This window comes from Hyphomicrobium sp. (assembly GCF_035548195.1).
In the GTDB taxonomy this organism is placed as follows: Bacteria; Pseudomonadota; Alphaproteobacteria; order Rhizobiales; family Hyphomicrobiaceae; genus Hyphomicrobium_B.
In genome coordinates this window covers 17929-34748 of record NZ_DASZTY010000018.1, presented here as the reverse complement: position 1 = coordinate 34748, position 16820 = coordinate 17929, and the positions used below count along the sequence as shown (strand labels likewise).

General features: G+C 57.4%; 19 protein-coding genes. All 19 read right to left on the bottom strand.

All coding sequences use genetic code 11. From position 1 onward, the window contains the following. Positions 1–255: 255 nt before the first annotated feature. Positions 256–1809 carry a flagellar hook-length control protein FliK gene (locus VHB22_RS06690; RefSeq protein ID WP_325456186.1) on the bottom strand — a complete coding sequence of 518 codons (1554 nt, stop codon included), beginning with the start codon at positions 1807–1809 and terminating at the stop codon, positions 256–258. Further along, on the bottom strand, positions 1806–3098 hold the full coding sequence (locus VHB22_RS06685) for a hypothetical protein (RefSeq protein WP_325456185.1): 1293 nt from the start codon (positions 3096–3098) through the stop codon (positions 1806–1808). The genes VHB22_RS06690 and VHB22_RS06685 overlap by 4 nt, the downstream gene beginning before the upstream one ends. Further along, positions 3095–4408: a MotB family protein gene (locus VHB22_RS06680; protein WP_325456184.1), complete on the bottom strand. Its 1314-nt coding sequence runs from the start codon at positions 4406–4408 to the stop codon at positions 3095–3097. Before VHB22_RS06680 ends, VHB22_RS06685 begins: the two co-directional genes overlap by 4 nt. Then, positions 4405–4995, bottom strand: coding sequence for a hypothetical protein (locus VHB22_RS06675; RefSeq protein ID WP_325456183.1), 591 nt, complete (start codon positions 4993–4995; stop codon positions 4405–4407). Before VHB22_RS06675 ends, VHB22_RS06680 begins: the two co-directional genes overlap by 4 nt. Further along, the gene (gene fliF / locus VHB22_RS06670) at positions 4992–6680 is read right to left on the bottom strand and encodes a flagellar basal-body MS-ring/collar protein FliF (protein WP_325456182.1); all 1689 of its coding nucleotides are present in this window, start codon (positions 6678–6680) and stop codon (positions 4992–4994) included. Before fliF ends, VHB22_RS06675 begins: the two co-directional genes overlap by 4 nt. A gap of 182 nt (positions 6681–6862) precedes the next feature. Then, a complete protein-coding gene (locus VHB22_RS06665; RefSeq protein WP_325456181.1) occupies positions 6863–7816 on the bottom strand; it encodes a flagellin in 954 nt (317 codons plus the stop codon). A 237-nt stretch (positions 7817–8053) separates the two neighbouring features. Continuing rightward, positions 8054–8797, bottom strand: a complete 744-nt coding sequence (fliP, locus tag VHB22_RS06660; protein ID WP_325456180.1) for a flagellar type III secretion system pore protein FliP — start codon at positions 8795–8797, stop codon at positions 8054–8056. Continuing rightward, complete coding sequence (locus VHB22_RS06655) at positions 8794–9303, bottom strand: flagellar basal body-associated FliL family protein (RefSeq protein WP_325456179.1); 510 nt, start codon at positions 9301–9303, stop codon at positions 8794–8796. Before VHB22_RS06655 ends, fliP begins: the two co-directional genes overlap by 4 nt. 15 nt (positions 9304–9318) lie before the next feature. After that, positions 9319–10059, bottom strand: a complete 741-nt coding sequence (gene flgH / locus VHB22_RS06650) for a flagellar basal body L-ring protein FlgH (protein WP_325456178.1) — start codon at positions 10057–10059, stop codon at positions 9319–9321. Then, entirely contained in the window at positions 10043–10651 is a 609-nt protein-coding gene (locus VHB22_RS06645; RefSeq protein WP_325456177.1) for a MotE family protein, read from the bottom strand. Before VHB22_RS06645 ends, flgH begins: the two co-directional genes overlap by 17 nt. Continuing rightward, positions 10648–11751, bottom strand: coding sequence for a flagellar basal body P-ring protein FlgI (locus VHB22_RS06640; RefSeq protein WP_325456176.1), 1104 nt, complete (start codon positions 11749–11751; stop codon positions 10648–10650). The genes VHB22_RS06645 and VHB22_RS06640 overlap by 4 nt, the downstream gene beginning before the upstream one ends. Beyond that, positions 11748–12224, bottom strand: coding sequence for a flagellar basal body P-ring formation chaperone FlgA (gene flgA, locus VHB22_RS06635; RefSeq protein WP_325456175.1), 477 nt, complete (start codon positions 12222–12224; stop codon positions 11748–11750). The genes VHB22_RS06640 and flgA overlap by 4 nt, the downstream gene beginning before the upstream one ends. Further along, the gene (flgG, locus tag VHB22_RS06630) at positions 12221–13009 is read right to left on the bottom strand and encodes a flagellar basal-body rod protein FlgG (RefSeq protein WP_325456174.1); all 789 of its coding nucleotides are present in this window, start codon (positions 13007–13009) and stop codon (positions 12221–12223) included. Before flgG ends, flgA begins: the two co-directional genes overlap by 4 nt. Positions 13010–13020: 11 nt before the next feature. Then, a complete protein-coding gene (locus VHB22_RS06625) occupies positions 13021–13353 on the bottom strand; it encodes a flagellar hook-basal body complex protein FliE (protein ID WP_325456173.1) in 333 nt (110 codons plus the stop codon). Further along, positions 13350–13769: a flagellar basal body rod protein FlgC gene (gene flgC, locus VHB22_RS06620; protein ID WP_325456172.1), complete on the bottom strand. Its 420-nt coding sequence runs from the start codon at positions 13767–13769 to the stop codon at positions 13350–13352. The genes VHB22_RS06625 and flgC overlap by 4 nt, the downstream gene beginning before the upstream one ends. A 4-nt stretch (positions 13770–13773) precedes the next feature. Then, entirely contained in the window at positions 13774–14151 is a 378-nt protein-coding gene (locus tag VHB22_RS06615; RefSeq protein ID WP_325456171.1) for a flagellar basal body protein, read from the bottom strand. Positions 14152–14267: 116 nt separating this feature from the next. Further along, positions 14268–14687, bottom strand: coding sequence for a hypothetical protein (locus VHB22_RS06610; protein ID WP_325456170.1), 420 nt, complete (start codon positions 14685–14687; stop codon positions 14268–14270). A 14-nt stretch (positions 14688–14701) separates the two neighbouring features. Then, on the bottom strand, positions 14702–15784 hold the full coding sequence (locus tag VHB22_RS06605; RefSeq protein ID WP_325456169.1) for a flagellar type III secretion system protein FlhB: 1083 nt from the start codon (positions 15782–15784) through the stop codon (positions 14702–14704). 25 nt (positions 15785–15809) lie between these two features. After that, positions 15810–16814 (bottom strand): FliG C-terminal domain-containing protein, encoded by a 1005-nt coding sequence (locus tag VHB22_RS06600; protein WP_325456168.1) that lies wholly within the window; start codon positions 16812–16814, stop codon positions 15810–15812. Between the last annotated feature and the right edge of the window lie 6 nt (positions 16815–16820).

Genomic DNA, 16820 nt, shown 5'->3' with positions numbered 1-16820 from the left:
GCCTGTTTCTCAAGCGCGAAGTGACGGAATTTGAATTGCGGTGCGGTTCCAATACGAGCTTTCAGCTCCGATTTTAGATCTTCGCCCGCGCTGCCGACGAACGTAATCGAAAACCGCCCAAGATTATCGATGAAGCCCAGGGCATATGCCCCTGGGCAATTCTCAACTAGCTCCTCGTCGATCGAATCGGCTGCCAGAGCAAAGGGACCTCGAAGTCCCGTTCCGACCAATTCCTGCTGCATCATTCAACGGGCCCTAGATGTATATCGCGTTTGATTGGCGCCCGCTTCCTAAGTCGGACGCCGTTGAAGCTCTCCTGCCGTCGTCGCGAGGCTGGCGCTGTTGTGGCTGCTGATCGGGCATCGCTCCATCGCGCCGTTGCATGTTCCCATCTTGGCGACCGGAGAAGTTTGCGCGCGTTTGGCTGCCATCTTGGAACGAGGAGCCGCCACTCAGCGAATTGTTCAAACTCGAATTGCCGCTTGCCGAGAGTTCGGCAATCTTCACGCTTTTTACGTCGTAGCCGGCGTCCCTAAGACTCTGCTCAAGCCCTTTGCGATCATCATCGAGCAACTTTGCCGTTGAAGCTTTTGAAGCTTCGGCGTTGATATCAAGCGCGTTTGACGTCAGGCTGAGTTTCAGCCTGACCGTGCCGAGGTCCGGAGGCGAAAGCGTCAAATCGATCGTCCTGAGGACTTGCGTCGCCATCGCCGGACGGTCTTGCGGCAACTGCGTTGCGGTCGCCGCAGGCGCTCCAGGGCTGTCTCCTTTCAGCACGTTGACGATACCGGTGCGCACCTGCAGCGTTGCGCCGGACAAGCTCCCGGGCAAATGCGAACCATCCGGCGACACGTGCTCTGAGGGGACTGCGGTTTTGACGTCAACGACATGCTTTTCACCGGGTGTGCCGGCCGGTGCTTGATCGCGGCCGTTTCCGGCGCTCTGTTGCTGACCGTCGAATGCCTGGCGCAGTTTTGCATCGTCCGGAGCGACGACGGCGGATGCTTGGATTTGCGTGCCCGGCTGGGCTTGCGTCTTCTCATCGCCCTTTGCGACGAGCTCCGTCGTAGCGCCTGTAGGATTTGCCGGTTTCAATTGGCTGACGGCTTCTACCAGCGATCCGGAAATACGAGGATTCGACGTGCTACCGGTGCGGTCAAAAATCCAATGCGCTTCTTGAGACTGCACCGTTATGGACGTGGTCTGCGCATCGGCGGACGCAGCATTTTCGGTGCTTTGAATTTTTTCGTCTTGATGCGCATTTTTCGCGACCTGAGCCGACATGAGCTTCTGCTTCGCGTCGAGCAGCGCTACGATACTTTCTTGCTTCAGCAGCTTGCCCGGCAACACAACAGCACCGGCGTCAGCCGTACTTTGAGCTACAGGTCCGTTGGTGTGATTTGAGCCGCCGTTCGCATGTCGAAGCGTGAGCTGGCCGACCCAGCCCACGGGCAGGGCTGCAACGGCGATGTTCTGCGTTGCACCGGCAGCCGCATGATTATCGTCAAGTTTATCGATCGTCGCTTCGAATGACTTGTCGAAGTCATTTTTTTTATCGTCATCTTTATGGTGCGATTTTCTGGAGGCTTTTTCGGTTTTATCTACCGGCGCCTCGTCTCCTGCGCGCTCGTTGCTTTGCGCCCGCTTTACGTTGCTCTCGCCTTTTTGATTGTCTCCATCCTCGTTCTCATCTGTTCCGCGAGTGCGCTCAAAATCCGTTTTCTTCACGTGGCTGCCCGCTTTCGCCGATTGCGTAATCGCATCGACCATACTCTGGCTTTTTGCAGCGTGACCGACAGCATCTGTCATTGTTCGTTCCTCGATATGAGCATATCGGCGTGTTTGAGCGCTGCGTCTGCGCTTTCTATAGCTCCCGCGACGCGGGGTAGCGCAAGCGAACTGGCAGAACGTTTCGCATCCGCGGCTGGGCCGATTGGGCGTACTCCGGGCTTTGCATCAGCCTTGATATCGTCTCCGGAGACAGTGCGTGCGATGTAATCGGCCACTTCATGGATTTCGGAATCATCGTCGGACAGATGATCGCCGGCCAATCCATTCAAGGTTTTCAGGGCACGTTCCGCGTTCGCGGTGGGAGCTGACGCAGCGGCTTCATAAAGCGTTGCCTTATCGACGTCGATTTGGGATTCCGGCTTGAGATGCAAGGTTGCTTTTGCCGCCGCTTTCGCAAGCACGATCTTGCCATACAAGAGGGCCTCGCCGGCAAGGTTCAAAAAAAGTTTGGTTCTGGCATTCTTATCAGCCGTTGTTGTCGTCGAGGCGAGGTCCTCAACGACACCGCTTCCGTCTTGATCGTCCTGTTTGGCTAAGGCCGTGGCAAAATCCTGAAATAATTTCCAGGCATAGATTGATTTTCCGAAGCGGCGGACATAATCGGCCATCAGCATCACAGCACGTGGCCTATCGCCTGCTTCGACCAGCAAGGCTATTTCCCGGCGCACGGCGGCTTCTTCAATCGCCGTGTGGGGTGCCGCTAATCTCGCTTCGTCTAAAAACTCTATCGCTTTCTTATTATCGTGGCCGATATAGAACGACGCTCGGGCTAGCGCGAACGGACCGACCAAACTAACGTCGAGCGATCGCGGATCGATATCCAGTAAAATCTTGCGCGCGGCGCTGCTCTGTCCTCGAGCGTATAGCCCTATACCTTCGGCGAGTGTTTTGTCGGCTTCAGACAGAACACCAGATTCGATCAAAGGCTGCAGGACGCCATAATCGCCGCCACTCAGAACATAGACGAACGCCGATCTGATGTTCTCATAGTCTTCCCAATTTTTTTTTGGAAAGTTACGCAGAACGCTCGATATTTTGGCCAATAGACGCCCTTGGTCAGCGAGCGCGCTGCGATCGCCATAGACGATCTTGTCCTGCACTTGGCCGAGGTCCGCCACGAGGTGGGGCACATCTTCGGTTCTGGGGGGAATCGAGTTCGATGCAGCAGCTCCTGGCTTGGGAGCCAAATGGCGAGCCGTCGCCGTCGTCTTCGTCGCGCCGGATTGCCGCTGATAAAGATAAACGCCGAGCCCGATACTGGAAAGCAACGCGAAGCCTGCGGCCGCTATCAGGACGATACGCTTCATGACTTATCCTCTTTGATGAGGATGTCGATCCGGCGATTCTGAGCTGCTTCGGGATCATTGGGTAGCTTCGGATCGCGATCGGCGCGTCCCTCTATGGCGATGAACCTGTTTTCAAGAATTCCGCCGCGAAGGAGCATATAATACGCCATTTGCGCACGTGCGCTGGATAGCCGCCAATTGTCGTAGCCACCATGCTTATATGCGCGGCTGTCGGTATGCCCGCGGATTACGATTTTTCCCGGCCTGTTTTTGAGAACGTCACCGACCTTGCTCATTACAAGAACCAATGCGGGACGCGGTTTGGCAGAGCCGATCTCGAACATCCCAAACTTCGCGTCGTCTAGCAGGCTGACTAGCAAGCCCTCGGATGTCGCCTTTACTTCGACGTCGGGCAATGCATCTGAGACTTTCGCGATGGCGTTGCTGATGTCGGCGGACAACTTTTTGGCTTTGGCTTCCTCGTCCGGCTTTTCAGTCTTGGCTAGCAGCTCCGGTACAGGCGGAACTTGCTTACTGTCCATCGCTTGCACTGTCGGGGCCGCGGGCGTTTGCTCTTTTCTTTGGGGCGCGGGAGCGGCCGGCTTTTCGCCGTTGTCTGCAATGGCGTGTGCGCCTTGAGTTTTATCCTTGCCCGCCAGGCCGGCAGGTGGCGTCACTTTTTTCAATATCTTTATTGGAGACGCCGGGGCGATGGGCTCTGGCTGGGTGGCGGGCTTCTCAATGCTTTGGGATTTTCCGGCCCTGCGATTTAGCCGATCGAATGGATCGCTGATGTTGCCGTCCGACGGGCTGGCGGCGGTCATAGCCTGGCTGGCTTTCGCCTCATCGGCCAGCTCGTCCAAAAGTTGCCCAGGATTGTCGAACAGCGCTTCCTCTTTCTGAGCCTCTGAACTCTTGCCACCCGCTGCGGCGCTCGTCTTCTGTGCCTCCTCGTCCATGGCTTCGCCGATGTTGTCTTTGCTCTTTTTCGGCGCGTCGAGCTTTTGTTTCTTGTCAACCTGCTTGTTGAAGCCCCGTTTACTCTTTTCCTCGTTCTGCTTCGTGTCCATCTCCGTCAGATCGTCGAGGCCTTTCGGCGCATCGAACCGATCCGTGAGACGCATTGGATTAAAGTAAGCAGCGACCTGCACGATCGTTTTCTTGTCGGCCGCATTGATCAGCCACATGACCAGAAAGAAAGCCATCATCGCGGTCATGAAATCCGCGTAAGCGATCTTCCAGACGCCTCCATGATGGGCTTCGTCCGTATTTCTCCGCCGGCGTACGATGACGAGCGGCTGCGATGATACGTCTTCCTGGCCGTCGCTCATGTCGCGAGCGCCTCAAGTTCCGAGATCCAGGCGGCAATGTTCGCCTCGATCTGTGTATCTTCGATGTGGGCGCGGATATCGGCTGACGGGCTTTCGGACAAACCGATGTGAAAGGCGTCGACCGGAAGCCGATCGCGAAGAAAATTCAACACATCCGCCGGTGCTTCTATATGGACCTTTGCGCCGTCGACGAGTGCCCTACTAATCGCCTGCTCCAATTCCTGCACGGCCCGAATGCGCAGTTGCTCCTTAAGCCAAGGGCGAAGAAGCTCCGCGACTCGCTCCTCGATGGCGCGGGAGATGCTTCTCATGGCGCCATCGAAGCGCATGAGCAAAACATCGGCACAATCGCGTTGAAAGGCTTGCCGCTCCTCGTTCAATCGTTCCGAAAACATTGTCTCGGCGTCTGCCAAACGCAATTCTGCGTCGGCTTGAGCTTCAGCGCGGCCATCCGCAAGTCCCTGCTGATAGCCATCGTCAAATGCCGTCTTTAGCTGGACCTCCGGATCGGGCTTATCAAACGCGCTTTCTTCGCGGTCAAAATCCGAGAGTAAATTGAAGGCCAGATTGTGTACTTTGGCCGTCATCCGTTCTTGACCCAGTGCTTCATGATCGCCGTTGCCTGCTCTTCGTCCCGGTCAATGATGGCACCGAGTTTTTCGACCGGTCCGAATGCCAGCGAGCGGCCAAGCGACAGTCCCCCGCCAGCAAATCCTGACGCGCTGAAATCGGTCTCAAATGGATTTGCTCCGGGCTCGAGAAGCGGCGAGGCCATTTCAGGCATATCGAGCGGAGCGGCGCTGCTGCCCTCTGGGATGCTCGGCCCTGCTAAAGCCGCCATCGATGCATTGCCTTCGATTGCAGCCGGTGCAGCACCATTCAAAAGCGTGCGCATGACTGGCCGGAAGCCGGCCATAACCACGATCGCAGCGACGAGAAGAATGGTGAGAGACTTGATGCTTGTCCCTGCGAGCGCCAGGAGCATTGCCGTCCAATCGACGCTCGAATTTTGCGTATCTCCGAGCGGCGACGGCGCGAAATCGACCGCGGCGACGCTAATGTGGTCGCCTCGTTTGGTATCCAGGCCCGCGGCTGAAAGAGCCACCTTCTGAATTTCGGCAACCTGCTTATCGATGTCTTCCGGCTTGGCATCTTTGCCGATGATCTCGGCAAGGCGCTTTTTATTTACGACGACAGCAAGCGAGACGTTATCAATCTTATAGCCCTGGCTTGTCGTCGAAGCGGAAGACGAACTAATTTCATAGTTCGTCGTTTCTTCCTTACGATCCTGTGCGCGCTTCTTTTCCGGCTTTGAAGCAGCCTGATCCTGGTTTGGAATATTCTGGTCGACACTCACGTCTGATTTGCCGGATCCATCCGACGAACTTTGGGCTTCTTTGATAACGCGCGTCGAGCGTTCGACCTTCGAGTCAGGATCGTATTTCGTCTGGCTCGTCTGATGCTTGTCGATATTGAGACGCGCGATGGCGCTGACTTCGAAGTTTTCTATTCCGAGATAGGGCGCCAGCGCCCGCCGAACGCTATCACGGACTTGCTTGGAAACTGTGCGCTCAAGGTCGAGCATTTGAACCGGCACATCGCCAGCCGAGGTATCGTTTCCACCGCCGAGAATCGAGCCATCGGTGCCGATCACCTGCACTTCGTTCGGTTTCATGTCGGGGATCGCGGCGGCAACGAGATGTTTGATGGCGGGCGCAGCGGTGGCATCGCCCGCCACATCCGTTCTGATAACGACGGATGCGGTGGGCGCCTCTTTGCTCGTGCGGAGCGCGTTTTGCTCCGGCAGAAAGAGATGAACGCGGGCCGCGCGAATGCCTTTCAGATATTGAATCGTGCGGGCGAGCTCGCCCTCAAGGGCGCGAACGCGGGTAACCTCCTGCATGAACGACGTGAGGCCGAGCGCACCAAGCTTGTCGAAAAGCTCATATCCGGCGTTCGGGCTGCCCGGCAGCCCCTTCTCAGCGAGCAGCGCCCGTGCCTGCTCGGCCTGGCCGATCGGAACGCCGAGTTTTGTGCCGTCCGTGCTTGCTTCGAAGGGAATGCCGGCCTCGGAAAGCACCCGGCCCATGCTGCTGATGTCCGGAGGCGTCAGCCCAACATAAAGCGTCTCGAAGCCGGAGCGGGACGCGAAATAGCTGCCGATGGAAATCAGCGCGAAAACGAGAAAACCGGCAGCGCCAAGCGCAATCAGCCGTTGGCGTCCCAGCCCTTTGAGACTGTTGTACAGATTCTGGAATTGACGCCAGTCCATCGCTCGGATCCTGCAGGCACGGTTCCGCGCCGACGGTAGAGAGCGAACCTTGTGTAAAGGTGACGGGCCGGGGACCTATATTCGGCTGCAAAAGCAACCGAAGCATAGATCACCGGCCCGTCTCGATAGAAGGCCTGGGACTGGAACTAAGGCTCGGCGGAGATGGCGCCGAGCCTTCCTCATCAGCCGCGGAAGAGCGACAGGATGTTCTGGCTCGACTGGTTGGCAATGCTGAGCGCCTGAACGCCGAGCTGCTGCTTAACCTGCAGTGCCTGAAGTTTCGTGGATTCCTGGTTCATGTCGGCGTCGACAAGCTGAGAGACGCCCGTCGTGATCGAATCCATCAAGGTCGACACGAAGTCGCTCTGCAGGTTGATGCGGGTCTGGTTGGCGCCGAGCCCGGTTGCCGCGTCCGTCATCGCATCGAGCGCCTTGGAAACGCCCTGGATGTAGCCCTGCAACGTCGCTTGGTCAGCGTCGCTGTCGGTCAACGAACTGATGTCGATATCCATGACCGAGGTGCCGCCGGTGGTGACAACCGCACCGGTCGAATCGCGCTGCGAATCAAGAATACCGCCAGCCGAAGCTGACGTGTTGGCGTCGAACAGCACGGCGCTGGACGTGTCGACCTGGATGTAGCCGATCGAGACTTTGCCACTCGAATCGCGCGTGAAGGACGAAACGATCGACTTCGTTGCGTTGTAGCCCGTCTGCGAGGAGTCGACCGAGAGCCAGTTTTCGCCGGAGAAGCTTGCCGAATCGGCAACGCCCTTGAGCTGGTTCTGGAGTTCCGTGATGTCCTTCTGAATCTTGGAGCGGTCGACGCCCGGTCCGAGGGCGGCAGCCAGCTTGTCCTTCATCTGCGAAACGAGGTCGATGCTGCTGTCCATCGCGGTGTAGGCGACGTTCACGGTGCCTTTGCCAAGGCCGAGTGCGTCCTGCACCGTCGAGAGCGCGTCATTATCCGAGCGCATCGACGTCGCGATCGACCAATAGGCAGCGTTATCCGAGGCAGAGGCGACCCTCAGGCCCGTCGAAATGCGGCTCTGCGTCGTCAGCATGTCCTTGGACGTCTGCTGCAGCGACTGCAGCGCCGTCATAGCTGCAATGTTCGTGTTAATGCTATTCATGCCCATGTCCCTTGTCCTTCTACTCGGCACTAAATAAGCGCGTTACTGGGGGACATACCGGCTCTTCCGGCTTGGCAGATCGGCGTCATGCCTGTGGCGCGACTCCGCCACTCTGTCATGGCCAAATCAATTAGCTGGAAGTTATTTCTTAATTGTTACTTTTGGGCGGGAGGGCACAAAGTCTTCTTTGCCGGGACACGTGTTGGCGCATCCGAAGGGTGGCGCATATCCGCGTACGAGACTTCAGGAAAACGATTTAACGAGCGCTCCGACGAGCAAGCTCCAACCGTCAACGAGAACGAAAAACAGGATCTTGAGTGGTAGCGACACCACTGTTGGCGGCATCATCATCATGCCCATGGCCGTCATGATCGTTGCGACCACGAGATCTATGACGAGAAAGGGCAGCGTTACGAGAAACCCGATTTCGAATCCGCGCCGCAGCTCGGAGATCATGAAGGCTGGGATGAGCACGCGGAGATCATCGGGTGCGGCGACCGTCTTCTCTCCAAGACGCGTTGCCGCCATGTCCTGAAAAATGGCAATGTCTTTCTCACGCACGTTGGCCTTCATGAACGCGCGAAATGGTTCTGTCGTGCGTGTATAGCCATCCTGCTGGCTAATCTTATTCTCGACCATCGGCTTGACGCCGTTTTCCCATGCCGCCTGGAACGTCGGCGCCATAACGAACATGGTCATGAACAGAGCCAAACTGACGAGAATCAGGTTGCTCGGCGTCGTTTGCAAACCAAGACCGGAACGCAGGAACGACAGGGCGATGACGAACCGCGCAAACGAGGTCACCATCATCAACAATCCCGGCGCCACCGACAAGACCGTCATGACGACGAGCAGCTGAACGATTCGTCCGGAAACCGACGCGTCGCCAGCAGGGAAGATCGTATCCAAATTGATGGTCTGGGCGGCGGCGGCAACCGGCGTCAGTACCAACAAAGCAAGGGCAAGAGGGACGCGTTTGGCGATCATTCAATCACAAAGCCGCCTATTAATACGCCGAGGATCGAGCCCCGGCCGCGAATTTTTGCGCGATCATTGAGCTGCTCGCGGAGATTCTGGAATCCACGCACCCCTTGAATGTCGGCGACCGTCAGGCCCTTGAGAAAGGCGATAATATCCTCTCGGACTTCATCTTTCAGCACTCCCGTTCGGGTGGTGCCGTGAACGGCAACAATGGAGAGATCGAGCCGAACCCTGGACCTGGGTTCGCCTTTCAAGTCGACAATGATGGAGGGAATAGCGATTTCCAACGCGTCGCTTGGAAAGCGGCCGTCGGTAACGCCGGCTGTGGACGTAGCCGTTGGCGGTGCTTCCTTTGCAGGAAGCGCCGGCGTGCTCGGAATGGCGAAATATCCAAACGTGGCTCCGCCTCCGATCCCCAGGAGCACCGCAACCACCATCGATTTTATCAAATCGCCGGTGCTCATGCCTCCGGCAGCGGGAACATTGTCTGCCTTCGTAAGTGCCTGCGCCATGGTTCGCCGCCGATCCTAAAACGGTGAAACCATATCGAGAATCTGTTGACCGTAAGCCGGTTGCTGGACCTCCATCACGCGGCCTCGGCCGCCGTAAGACACCCGGGCTTCCGCGATCTTGTCATATGAAATCTGATTGTCCGTCGAGATATCGCGGGGCCGAATCACGCCCGCGACGCTCAAGACGCGGACTTCGTAATTGACGCGCACTTCCTGAGTTCCGCTGATCACCAAATTGCCGTTCGGCAAAACCTGGGTGACAACGGCCGCGACGAGCAAATTGATGTTTTCAGATCGCGTTATACCGCCCTTTGAATCCGTTGCTGTCGTTCGATCGAGGTTGCCATTGAGCTTGCCGGAACCTGCCGGTCCGGGCGCGCCGAAACCGAAATCAAAGTCGAGATTGGATTGCAGACCGACGCTCGAATCGCGTGACCGGTTGAGTGTGTTGTCCAGCGAGGCTTGATCTTTGATTTGGATGTTTACCGTGACAACATCACCGGCTTTGAATGCGCGCGCGTCGCGAAACAGGTCCGCTCCCGAATCCTGCCACGTCGAATTTCCGCTGCGATAAGCCGCCTGAGTTATCGGAAGCTGGACGTGCGGGACGCGATCCGCGACGAGGCCGCTGCCCACTGGCGACAACGTCGGTTCGCGCCCAATTTCTTTTATCTGATCCAATGCGCAGGCCTGCAATAGCAGCGCCATTGAGGCGGCAATAATAGGCGCGAGCCGCAGCTTACCTCTGCTGGTCATCGGCCCTGGACTCCTGTTTCATCGCGATATCGCCAGCGCCAGCAACAATTGCCAAAAGCCGCGCTGCCTTGGTCGGATCCATTTCCGCCAGGACGAGACTGCTCACCTTCGGAGAGAGCTTCGAGGTTATGGCCGCGGCAGTCAGCTCATCCATCGCCGTAAGCTGGCTGGCGGCGGCGTCCGGCTTCATCTTGCTATAGATTTCGATCAGTTCTTTCGTTGCATGCGAGGTGAAATCCTCGCGCTTCTTAACCCAGCTTTTCAGTTCTTCCGTTTTGGCGGTCAGAAGCGCAACGCGGTCATCAAGCTGCTTTTGCGCCTTTTTGAGCTTGTTCGTCTGTTGCGCTATCTGAGCGGCGGCGGCGGCATCGACAATGTTCGAGCAATATTGTTCCGCGGGGCTGAGTTTCATCGGCGTTGCCGGGGGCAAAGGCAATGCGTCTGCGGCTTCTCTTTCCTTATTAGCCTTCGCTTGATCCTCCGCTGCGACAGCCGGCATCGCCCAGACGAAGATGATGCCGAAAAGACTCAAGAGCCAGCGATAATCTGGCGATGTGAGTTGCTTCCGGTCGGGCGAAAGCTGCGCGGTCATTGCACCACCAATTCGGCTTGTAGCGCGCCAGCTGTTTTCATTGCCTGCAGTATCGCGATGATGCCGATGGGTTTCAGCCCCATGTGATTGAGCGCCGACACCAGCTCTCGGAGGCTTGCTCCGCGTACGGTCGAGACGTTGCCGCCCGCCTCATAGACGTCAACATCGGTGTCAGGCACCGTAACGGTTTTGCCTTTCGAGAAAGGCAGCGGCTGTGAAACCTTCGGCTTTTCCTTGACGCGTACGGTGATGTTTCCGTGAGCGACCGCGACTGTTGAAATATGCACGTCGGCCCCGATGACGATCGTTCCTGTACGTTCGTCGATGACGACGCGGGCGGTCTGATCCGGGTCGACCATGAGCTCGCCAACCTCCGCGAAGAGGCGGGATGTCGAAATACCCCTGGGTCGGCGAAGAGCAACGCTGTTGAAATCGCGAGCTTCGGCCAGCTTCATCCCGAACCGTCGGGACGAATACGAGTTTATGGCGTCCATGATGCGGACTGCCGTAGTGAAATCGGGATTGCGAAGCTCCAGCTCAAGTGGCATCCCGTCCATCGCCGAGGCCGGTGCATTCTTTTCGACGATCGCGCCATTTGGAATACGTCCGCGCGTCGGAATACCGGCCGTAATCGATTCAGCTGCGCCCTTGGCGAGATAGCCTGAGATCGTGATCGGACCTTGAGCTGCCGCGTAGATAACCTGATCGGCGCCTGCAAGCGACGTCATAATCAGCGATCCGCCGGCCAGCGATTTTGCATCGCCCATCGAGGCGACTGTCACATCGAAGCGCGTTCCCTTCGTTGCGAAAGGCGGCAGCTCCGCGGTGACCATAACGGCGGCGACGTTTCTTGTGTTGGGAATGTATTGCGAGCCGCGGATATTGACGCCCATACGATCGAGCATGGCCTGAAGCGACTGCTGCGTGAACGGCGCATTCCGCAGGGTATCGCCAGTGTTGTTCAAGCCGACCACCAAGCCGTATCCAACGAGCTGATTAGCTCGAACGCCTTTTACGTCGGTGATGTCCTTGATGCGCGTCAGCGCACTGGCAGAGTCAATGCCGAGCAGGAGGACCAGCAATACAATGCAGATTCTCATTGATCATCGACCGTCAATGTTCGATCTGGCTCGATACGCGCCTTTACAATGATGCCGCTCGTCGGGTTGCGTACGGGAATGACCTCTCCAACCGCGCCAGATTTCAAAGGCACCCCGACGCCGACAATGGAAATGAATTCCGAATTGTACGACATCTTATAGGGCCGGCCCTGTGTGATGATTTCCTGTTGGTGCACCGCGGAGCTTGGAATGAGTTCACCGCGCATCAATGTGCGCCGTGCGACCTTTCCCACGAGGTCTTCGGGGTTTTCTCCAAAAATGGCGGGCGTGCCGTCATTACGTTCAACCTGCCGCCCGACAATCGCGTCTTCTGAAATCACGTCGCCCGGATAGATTACCGTGCGGGGTACATATACGGTGTGTATTTCGGTCGCGTGTGCCGCGACGGCCAACCCGCCGAGCGCAAGTCCGGCGATCAGCCCAGACAGACGACGGCACAGTACAGTCATCATGGCATGTTCTTCGTGATTGTGCTGAACATGTCGTCGGCGGCGGAGATGACCTTGGAATTCATCTCATAGGCGCGCTGTGCCGCGATGAGTTCGGTAATTTCCTTCACCGGATCGACGTTCGAGCTTTCAAGATAGCCTTGCTGGATCTTCGCATATCCCGGATCCCCGGGATTGCCGATAATGGCCTGCCCCGATGCTTCCGTCTCCCGGAACAAGTTGCCGCCCAACGCATCAAGACCTGTTTCGTTCGAGAAGTTCGCAATCGTCAGTTGCCCAAGAAGCTGCTGCTGTCCTGTAGCTCCTATGAGTGCATAAACCTGCCCGGCGGAATTGATCTGAACGTCGGTCGCGGTGCTCGGAACCGTGATGTTCGGTATGACGAGATTGCCGTCGAGAGTGACGAGCTGGCCGTTGGCGTTCTTATTGAAAGCGCCGTCACGCGTATAAAGGATTTCGTTGTTTTCCCCTTGGACCTGAAACCAGCCGTTGCCGTCGAGTGCGAGGTCATACTTATTGCTTGTCGGAGAAAGTGCACCCTGCATCGATAGATGGCGAATGGCGACTGTGCGAACGCCCAAACCGAGCTGATTGCCCTCTGGAATGATCGAATCATCGTCGCTTGCCTGGGTGCCCGCCGCGCGATCCGTCTGGTAGAGCAAGTCGGTGAACTCCGCCCGCGCGCGCTTGAAACCCGTCGTGTTGATATTCGCGACGTTATTAGCGATGACCTCGACGTTCGTCTGCTGGGCCGACATACCCGTCGCGGCAATAGAAAGTGCTCTCATCTCTCACGACCTCAAATCTGCATCCGGCTGATTTCCTGGTAAGCGCTCACGACCTTGTCGCGAACTGCCACGACCGTCTGAAGTGTCTGCTCGGCCATCATCACAGCTTGGACGACCTGTTGCAGAGAGGCTTGGCCTTTCATGCCCGCCGTCGCCGTCGTCTCGCCGGCCTTGATCGTGGAGATTGCGTCTGCCGCCATCGAGGCGAGTGTGTCGCCAAAACTCGCCTGCGGCGCCGCGCCGGTTGCTGCGGCAGCGGGAGCTGCGGGTGCTGTTGTCGCAGCCGCTGACGAACCGGTGATGCGATCTATGTCCGGCGACAGCATCGCGATCGATAAGCTCATGACGACCTCAAAAGATCGATGGTCATCGACACGAGTTCACGTACCTGTTTGATGACCTGCGTATTGGCTGTGTAAGAGCGGGACGCTTCACGCATATCCGCAAGTTCGACGAGCATGTTGACGTTGGGCATCTTCACCATGCCCTTGTCGTCGGCGGCCGGATTTCCCGGCATGTACTCCGTTTGAAAAGGCGTCTCGTCGCGCGAAATCTGATCGACTTGGACCGTGCTTACGCCCGTATCGTCGTTCAAAACGCTTTCGAAGCTGATCGTCTTGCGCTGGTAGGGATCGGCGCCTGGCGTTTTGCCGGTCGTCGAGGCGTTGGCGATGTTTTCCGAAACCACACGCATGCGAGCCGATTGCGCAAAAAGGCCCGCGGCCGCAGATTTTTCCGATGCCAGAAGGGGATCGCTCATCTCTCTAGCCCTTCGTGACAGACTGCAACATGCTGCTGAAGGTCTTCAAAATCTGGGTGTTCAGCGAATAGCTTCGCATCACCTCACCGGATTTGAGAAATTCGTCTTCGAGGCTGACGTCGTTTCCGGAGACCAGAACCTCAGCGCGATTGGGATCATTTTCGTAGGCGGGAACTTGCCCGTCGTCCGAGGACGCTATGTGCTCAGGATTTGTCGTCGTCATTGAGACGGACCGGCGCATGACGTCTTCAAAGCTTTCGACGTCCTTCGCCTTGTAACCGGGCGTGTTCGCGTTCGCGATGTTTGCGGAGATCACCGACTGGCGCTGCGCAAGCCACTCGTTTTGGCGAAACGCCAGGTCAAAGAGTTGCAGGGGCTGCATAGGCGAGTCCTCAAAATGGCCTTCCCCTGTTTGCCTGCCGTCGCTTGCGTCGGCCTGGACAAACGGCCGAGCGGGGTGCTTTTTTCGCGGACGAATAAAGGCGTTACCGGTAGCCCTTAATTCAGGCGGGCCTCGCCGAGTGCTTCGTGCAGGCGCGTCGTATTATGCGTGGGGCCGAGTGATTCGCCTTCGAAGGAAATGTAGGTGATCTCTACACCAGCCTCTTCGGCTTCCAGGAGAAGCCGGAAATAGACGTGGATCGCCCGATGATGAAATTCCATGTCGAAGGACACGCGCGGGACTTGACCCCAATCGAGATAGACATCGCCGGAATGCCCGAACATGAGCGTTTCCGGTTTGAACGAAAGCTCGATCGAGGCTTGCACCAGGGCGCCGACGCTGCCGATCTGGCCCGTTTTAATATAGGTGACGAGGTCTGGCAGATCGATCAAGCGAAGATCGGCGGCAACTGTGCGGATGCTTTCGCCAAGGATTTTTTCGCGCTCAAGGGAATGGTCGATCCGAACAGTCTGCATCAACGAACGTCCTCTCAGGCGCGGACTGGGCTTGTACGGTTCCGCCGCGCCTGCAAGCGGATCAATATCTCCGCGATCGCTCTGTAGAATTCTACAGGGATCATCTGGTCCACTTTCACTTTTGCATAGAGGGACCTTGCAAGAGCCTTGTCCTCGATAACCGGAATGCCATTTTCTTCTGCGATCCTGCGAATCTTGAGCGCAATGAGATCCTGGCCCTTGGCGACGACGCGTGGCGCGCCGCCCTCGGAGCGCACGTAGCGGAGCGCTACGGAGAAGTGCGTCGGATTAGCGATGACGATGGTTGCCTTTGGCACGCTTTTCAACATGCGCTGACGCGATCGCGATCTGGCGATCGACCGGCGCCGTGCCTTCATGTGAGGGTCGCCTTCCATCTGGCGTCTCTCATCCTTGATTTCCTGCGGCGCCATACGGAGCGAACGCCGCCAAAGCACGTGTGCCACAGGAAGATCGAAGACCAGCAAGGTGAACGACAGAAGCGCCAATGCCGTCAGCAAGGCGACGACGCTTTGTTGCGAAAGCGTCAAAATGGCCGTGGGATCACTCCAGATCGAGCCAGTGAAGTCGTGCCACATGATCATCAGGATGGAGACGCTCGTGACAGCAACGACGGCCATTCTCAACGCCAACTTCAGGAACTCGACGAAACCCTGCATACTAAATAGCCGTTTCAATCCCTTTGCGGGGGAAAGGCGCGAAATATCCGGCATGACTCGTTTGAAGATCATCGCCGGCGGATTTTGAATGACCGACGCGATGATGCCGGCGGCGGCGAAAGCTAGGATAATCGGTGCGGTGACGGCGGCGGCGGTCTTACCCACGACGTCAAACAACAGCATGACGTCACCGGCGTTTTCAAGATGAATGGACCCGACATTCGCCAGAAGTCCGGCGAGCAAACTGCTGAGATGCTCGGTGAATGCCTTTCCGAGAACGGCAATAACAAGCAGGCAGGACATCAAATAGGCAAAGTTTGGAACTTCGCGCGACGTCGGCACATTGCCGTCGCCCTTCGCGTCCTGCAAACGTTTGTCGGTCGCTTCTTCTGTCCGGCTTTGCTGGTCTTGTTCGGACAAGAAAGGCTCCTAACGTTTGGCGGCGTTAGTCGGCCTGACTTGGAACTTCGATCGCTCCTTCAGCGGATAGCCGAAGAACCGAATCGACAATCGCACGCCGCGCATCGGTAATGTCGCGGGCGGCGACGTTAGCAGGGCTTTGCAATTCCGCTTCTGCCATCCGGCGCGCGCGCGGCGATAGCGCAGCCAGCACCTTGCCTTGCAGCTCCACATTCGCGCCCTGCAGCGCGATGACCGTACGCTCGACAGGAACACCGTCCATCAGAACCGTCATCGCTTTTGCAGATAGCTTTACGAGGTCCTCAAACTTGAACAGCATCTTGCGGATGGCTTCGGCATCTTTCGGTTTGATGGATGCGAGGTATCGCAACACGTCCGCCGATTCTTCTTTATCCATGTTGTTCAGAATGCCGGCCATCGTAACGTGCTTATCCGACGATCTGCGATCGTTATCGAATAGCTCCTCGTGAAGCGAAGTCTCCAGCGCCTCAACGATTTGGGGCGCGACCTGACCGAGACTGAGGATGCGATTCATCAGCTCGTTGCGCTCCGCCGGAGAAAAGCTCTTGAGGATGCTCGAAGCACGCTCGCTGCCGAGGCGGTCGAGATAATAGGCGGCGATTTGCGGCGACTGCGTTTTTAGAAAGCCGTGCACGACATCGTCCGGCAATGCCCCGAACCGGCCCCAGACATCCTGACGCGTGACGAAGGCATCGTCCGCGTCCGATGTCGATTTATTTTCCGATATAACATCGGTGACGAGACGCTTGACGTCTTCGGGCCGGCCCACGAACGGCGTTCCGAGGCCGAGCTGCCCTTCGAACTCTTCAACAATGCCTTCAAGCTCGGATGCCGAGATGGTGGGCATGACCTCGGTCGAGCGAACGATGATGTTCAGCTCCTCCGGGTTGAATTTTTTGAGCAGACCACTCGCCCGCTCCTTACCGAGGGCGAGAAGAAGAACGCCGACCTTCTCGGCGCCGGTCAGAGGACGAGACGGCCCCATCGAATGTTGTTCTCGCGGCATCATTGGCGC

Coding starts and splice junctions, on each gene's coding strand:
- VHB22_RS06690 (WP_325456186.1), bottom strand. CDS start 1,809: ATGACAGATGCTGTCGGTCACGCTGCAAAAAGCCAGAGTATGGTCGAT.
- VHB22_RS06685 (WP_325456185.1), bottom strand. CDS start 3,098: ATGAAGCGTATCGTCCTGATAGCGGCCGCAGGCTTCGCGTTGCTTTCC.
- VHB22_RS06680 (WP_325456184.1), bottom strand. CDS start 4,408: ATGAGCGACGGCCAGGAAGACGTATCATCGCAGCCGCTCGTCATCGTA.
- VHB22_RS06675 (WP_325456183.1), bottom strand. CDS start 4,995: ATGACGGCCAAAGTACACAATCTGGCCTTCAATTTACTCTCGGATTTT.
- fliF (WP_325456182.1), bottom strand. CDS start 6,680: ATGGACTGGCGTCAATTCCAGAATCTGTACAACAGTCTCAAAGGGCTG.
- VHB22_RS06665 (WP_325456181.1), bottom strand. CDS start 7,816: ATGGGCATGAATAGCATTAACACGAACATTGCAGCTATGACGGCGCTG.
- fliP (WP_325456180.1), bottom strand. CDS start 8,797: ATGATCGCCAAACGCGTCCCTCTTGCCCTTGCTTTGTTGGTACTGACG.
- VHB22_RS06655 (WP_325456179.1), bottom strand. CDS start 9,303: ATGGCGCAGGCACTTACGAAGGCAGACAATGTTCCCGCTGCCGGAGGC.
- flgH (WP_325456178.1), bottom strand. CDS start 10,059: ATGACCAGCAGAGGTAAGCTGCGGCTCGCGCCTATTATTGCCGCCTCA.
- VHB22_RS06645 (WP_325456177.1), bottom strand. CDS start 10,651: ATGACCGCGCAGCTTTCGCCCGACCGGAAGCAACTCACATCGCCAGAT.
- VHB22_RS06640 (WP_325456176.1), bottom strand. CDS start 11,751: ATGAGAATCTGCATTGTATTGCTGGTCCTCCTGCTCGGCATTGACTCT.
- flgA (WP_325456175.1), bottom strand. CDS start 12,224: ATGATGACTGTACTGTGCCGTCGTCTGTCTGGGCTGATCGCCGGACTT.
- flgG (WP_325456174.1), bottom strand. CDS start 13,009: ATGAGAGCACTTTCTATTGCCGCGACGGGTATGTCGGCCCAGCAGACG.
- VHB22_RS06625 (WP_325456173.1), bottom strand. CDS start 13,353: ATGAGCTTATCGATCGCGATGCTGTCGCCGGACATAGATCGCATCACC.
- flgC (WP_325456172.1), bottom strand. CDS start 13,769: ATGAGCGATCCCCTTCTGGCATCGGAAAAATCTGCGGCCGCGGGCCTT.
- VHB22_RS06615 (WP_325456171.1), bottom strand. CDS start 14,151: ATGCAGCCCCTGCAACTCTTTGACCTGGCGTTTCGCCAAAACGAGTGG.
- VHB22_RS06610 (WP_325456170.1), bottom strand. CDS start 14,687: ATGCAGACTGTTCGGATCGACCATTCCCTTGAGCGCGAAAAAATCCTT.
- VHB22_RS06600 (WP_325456168.1), bottom strand. CDS start 16,814: ATGATGCCGCGAGAACAACATTCGATGGGGCCGTCTCGTCCTCTGACC.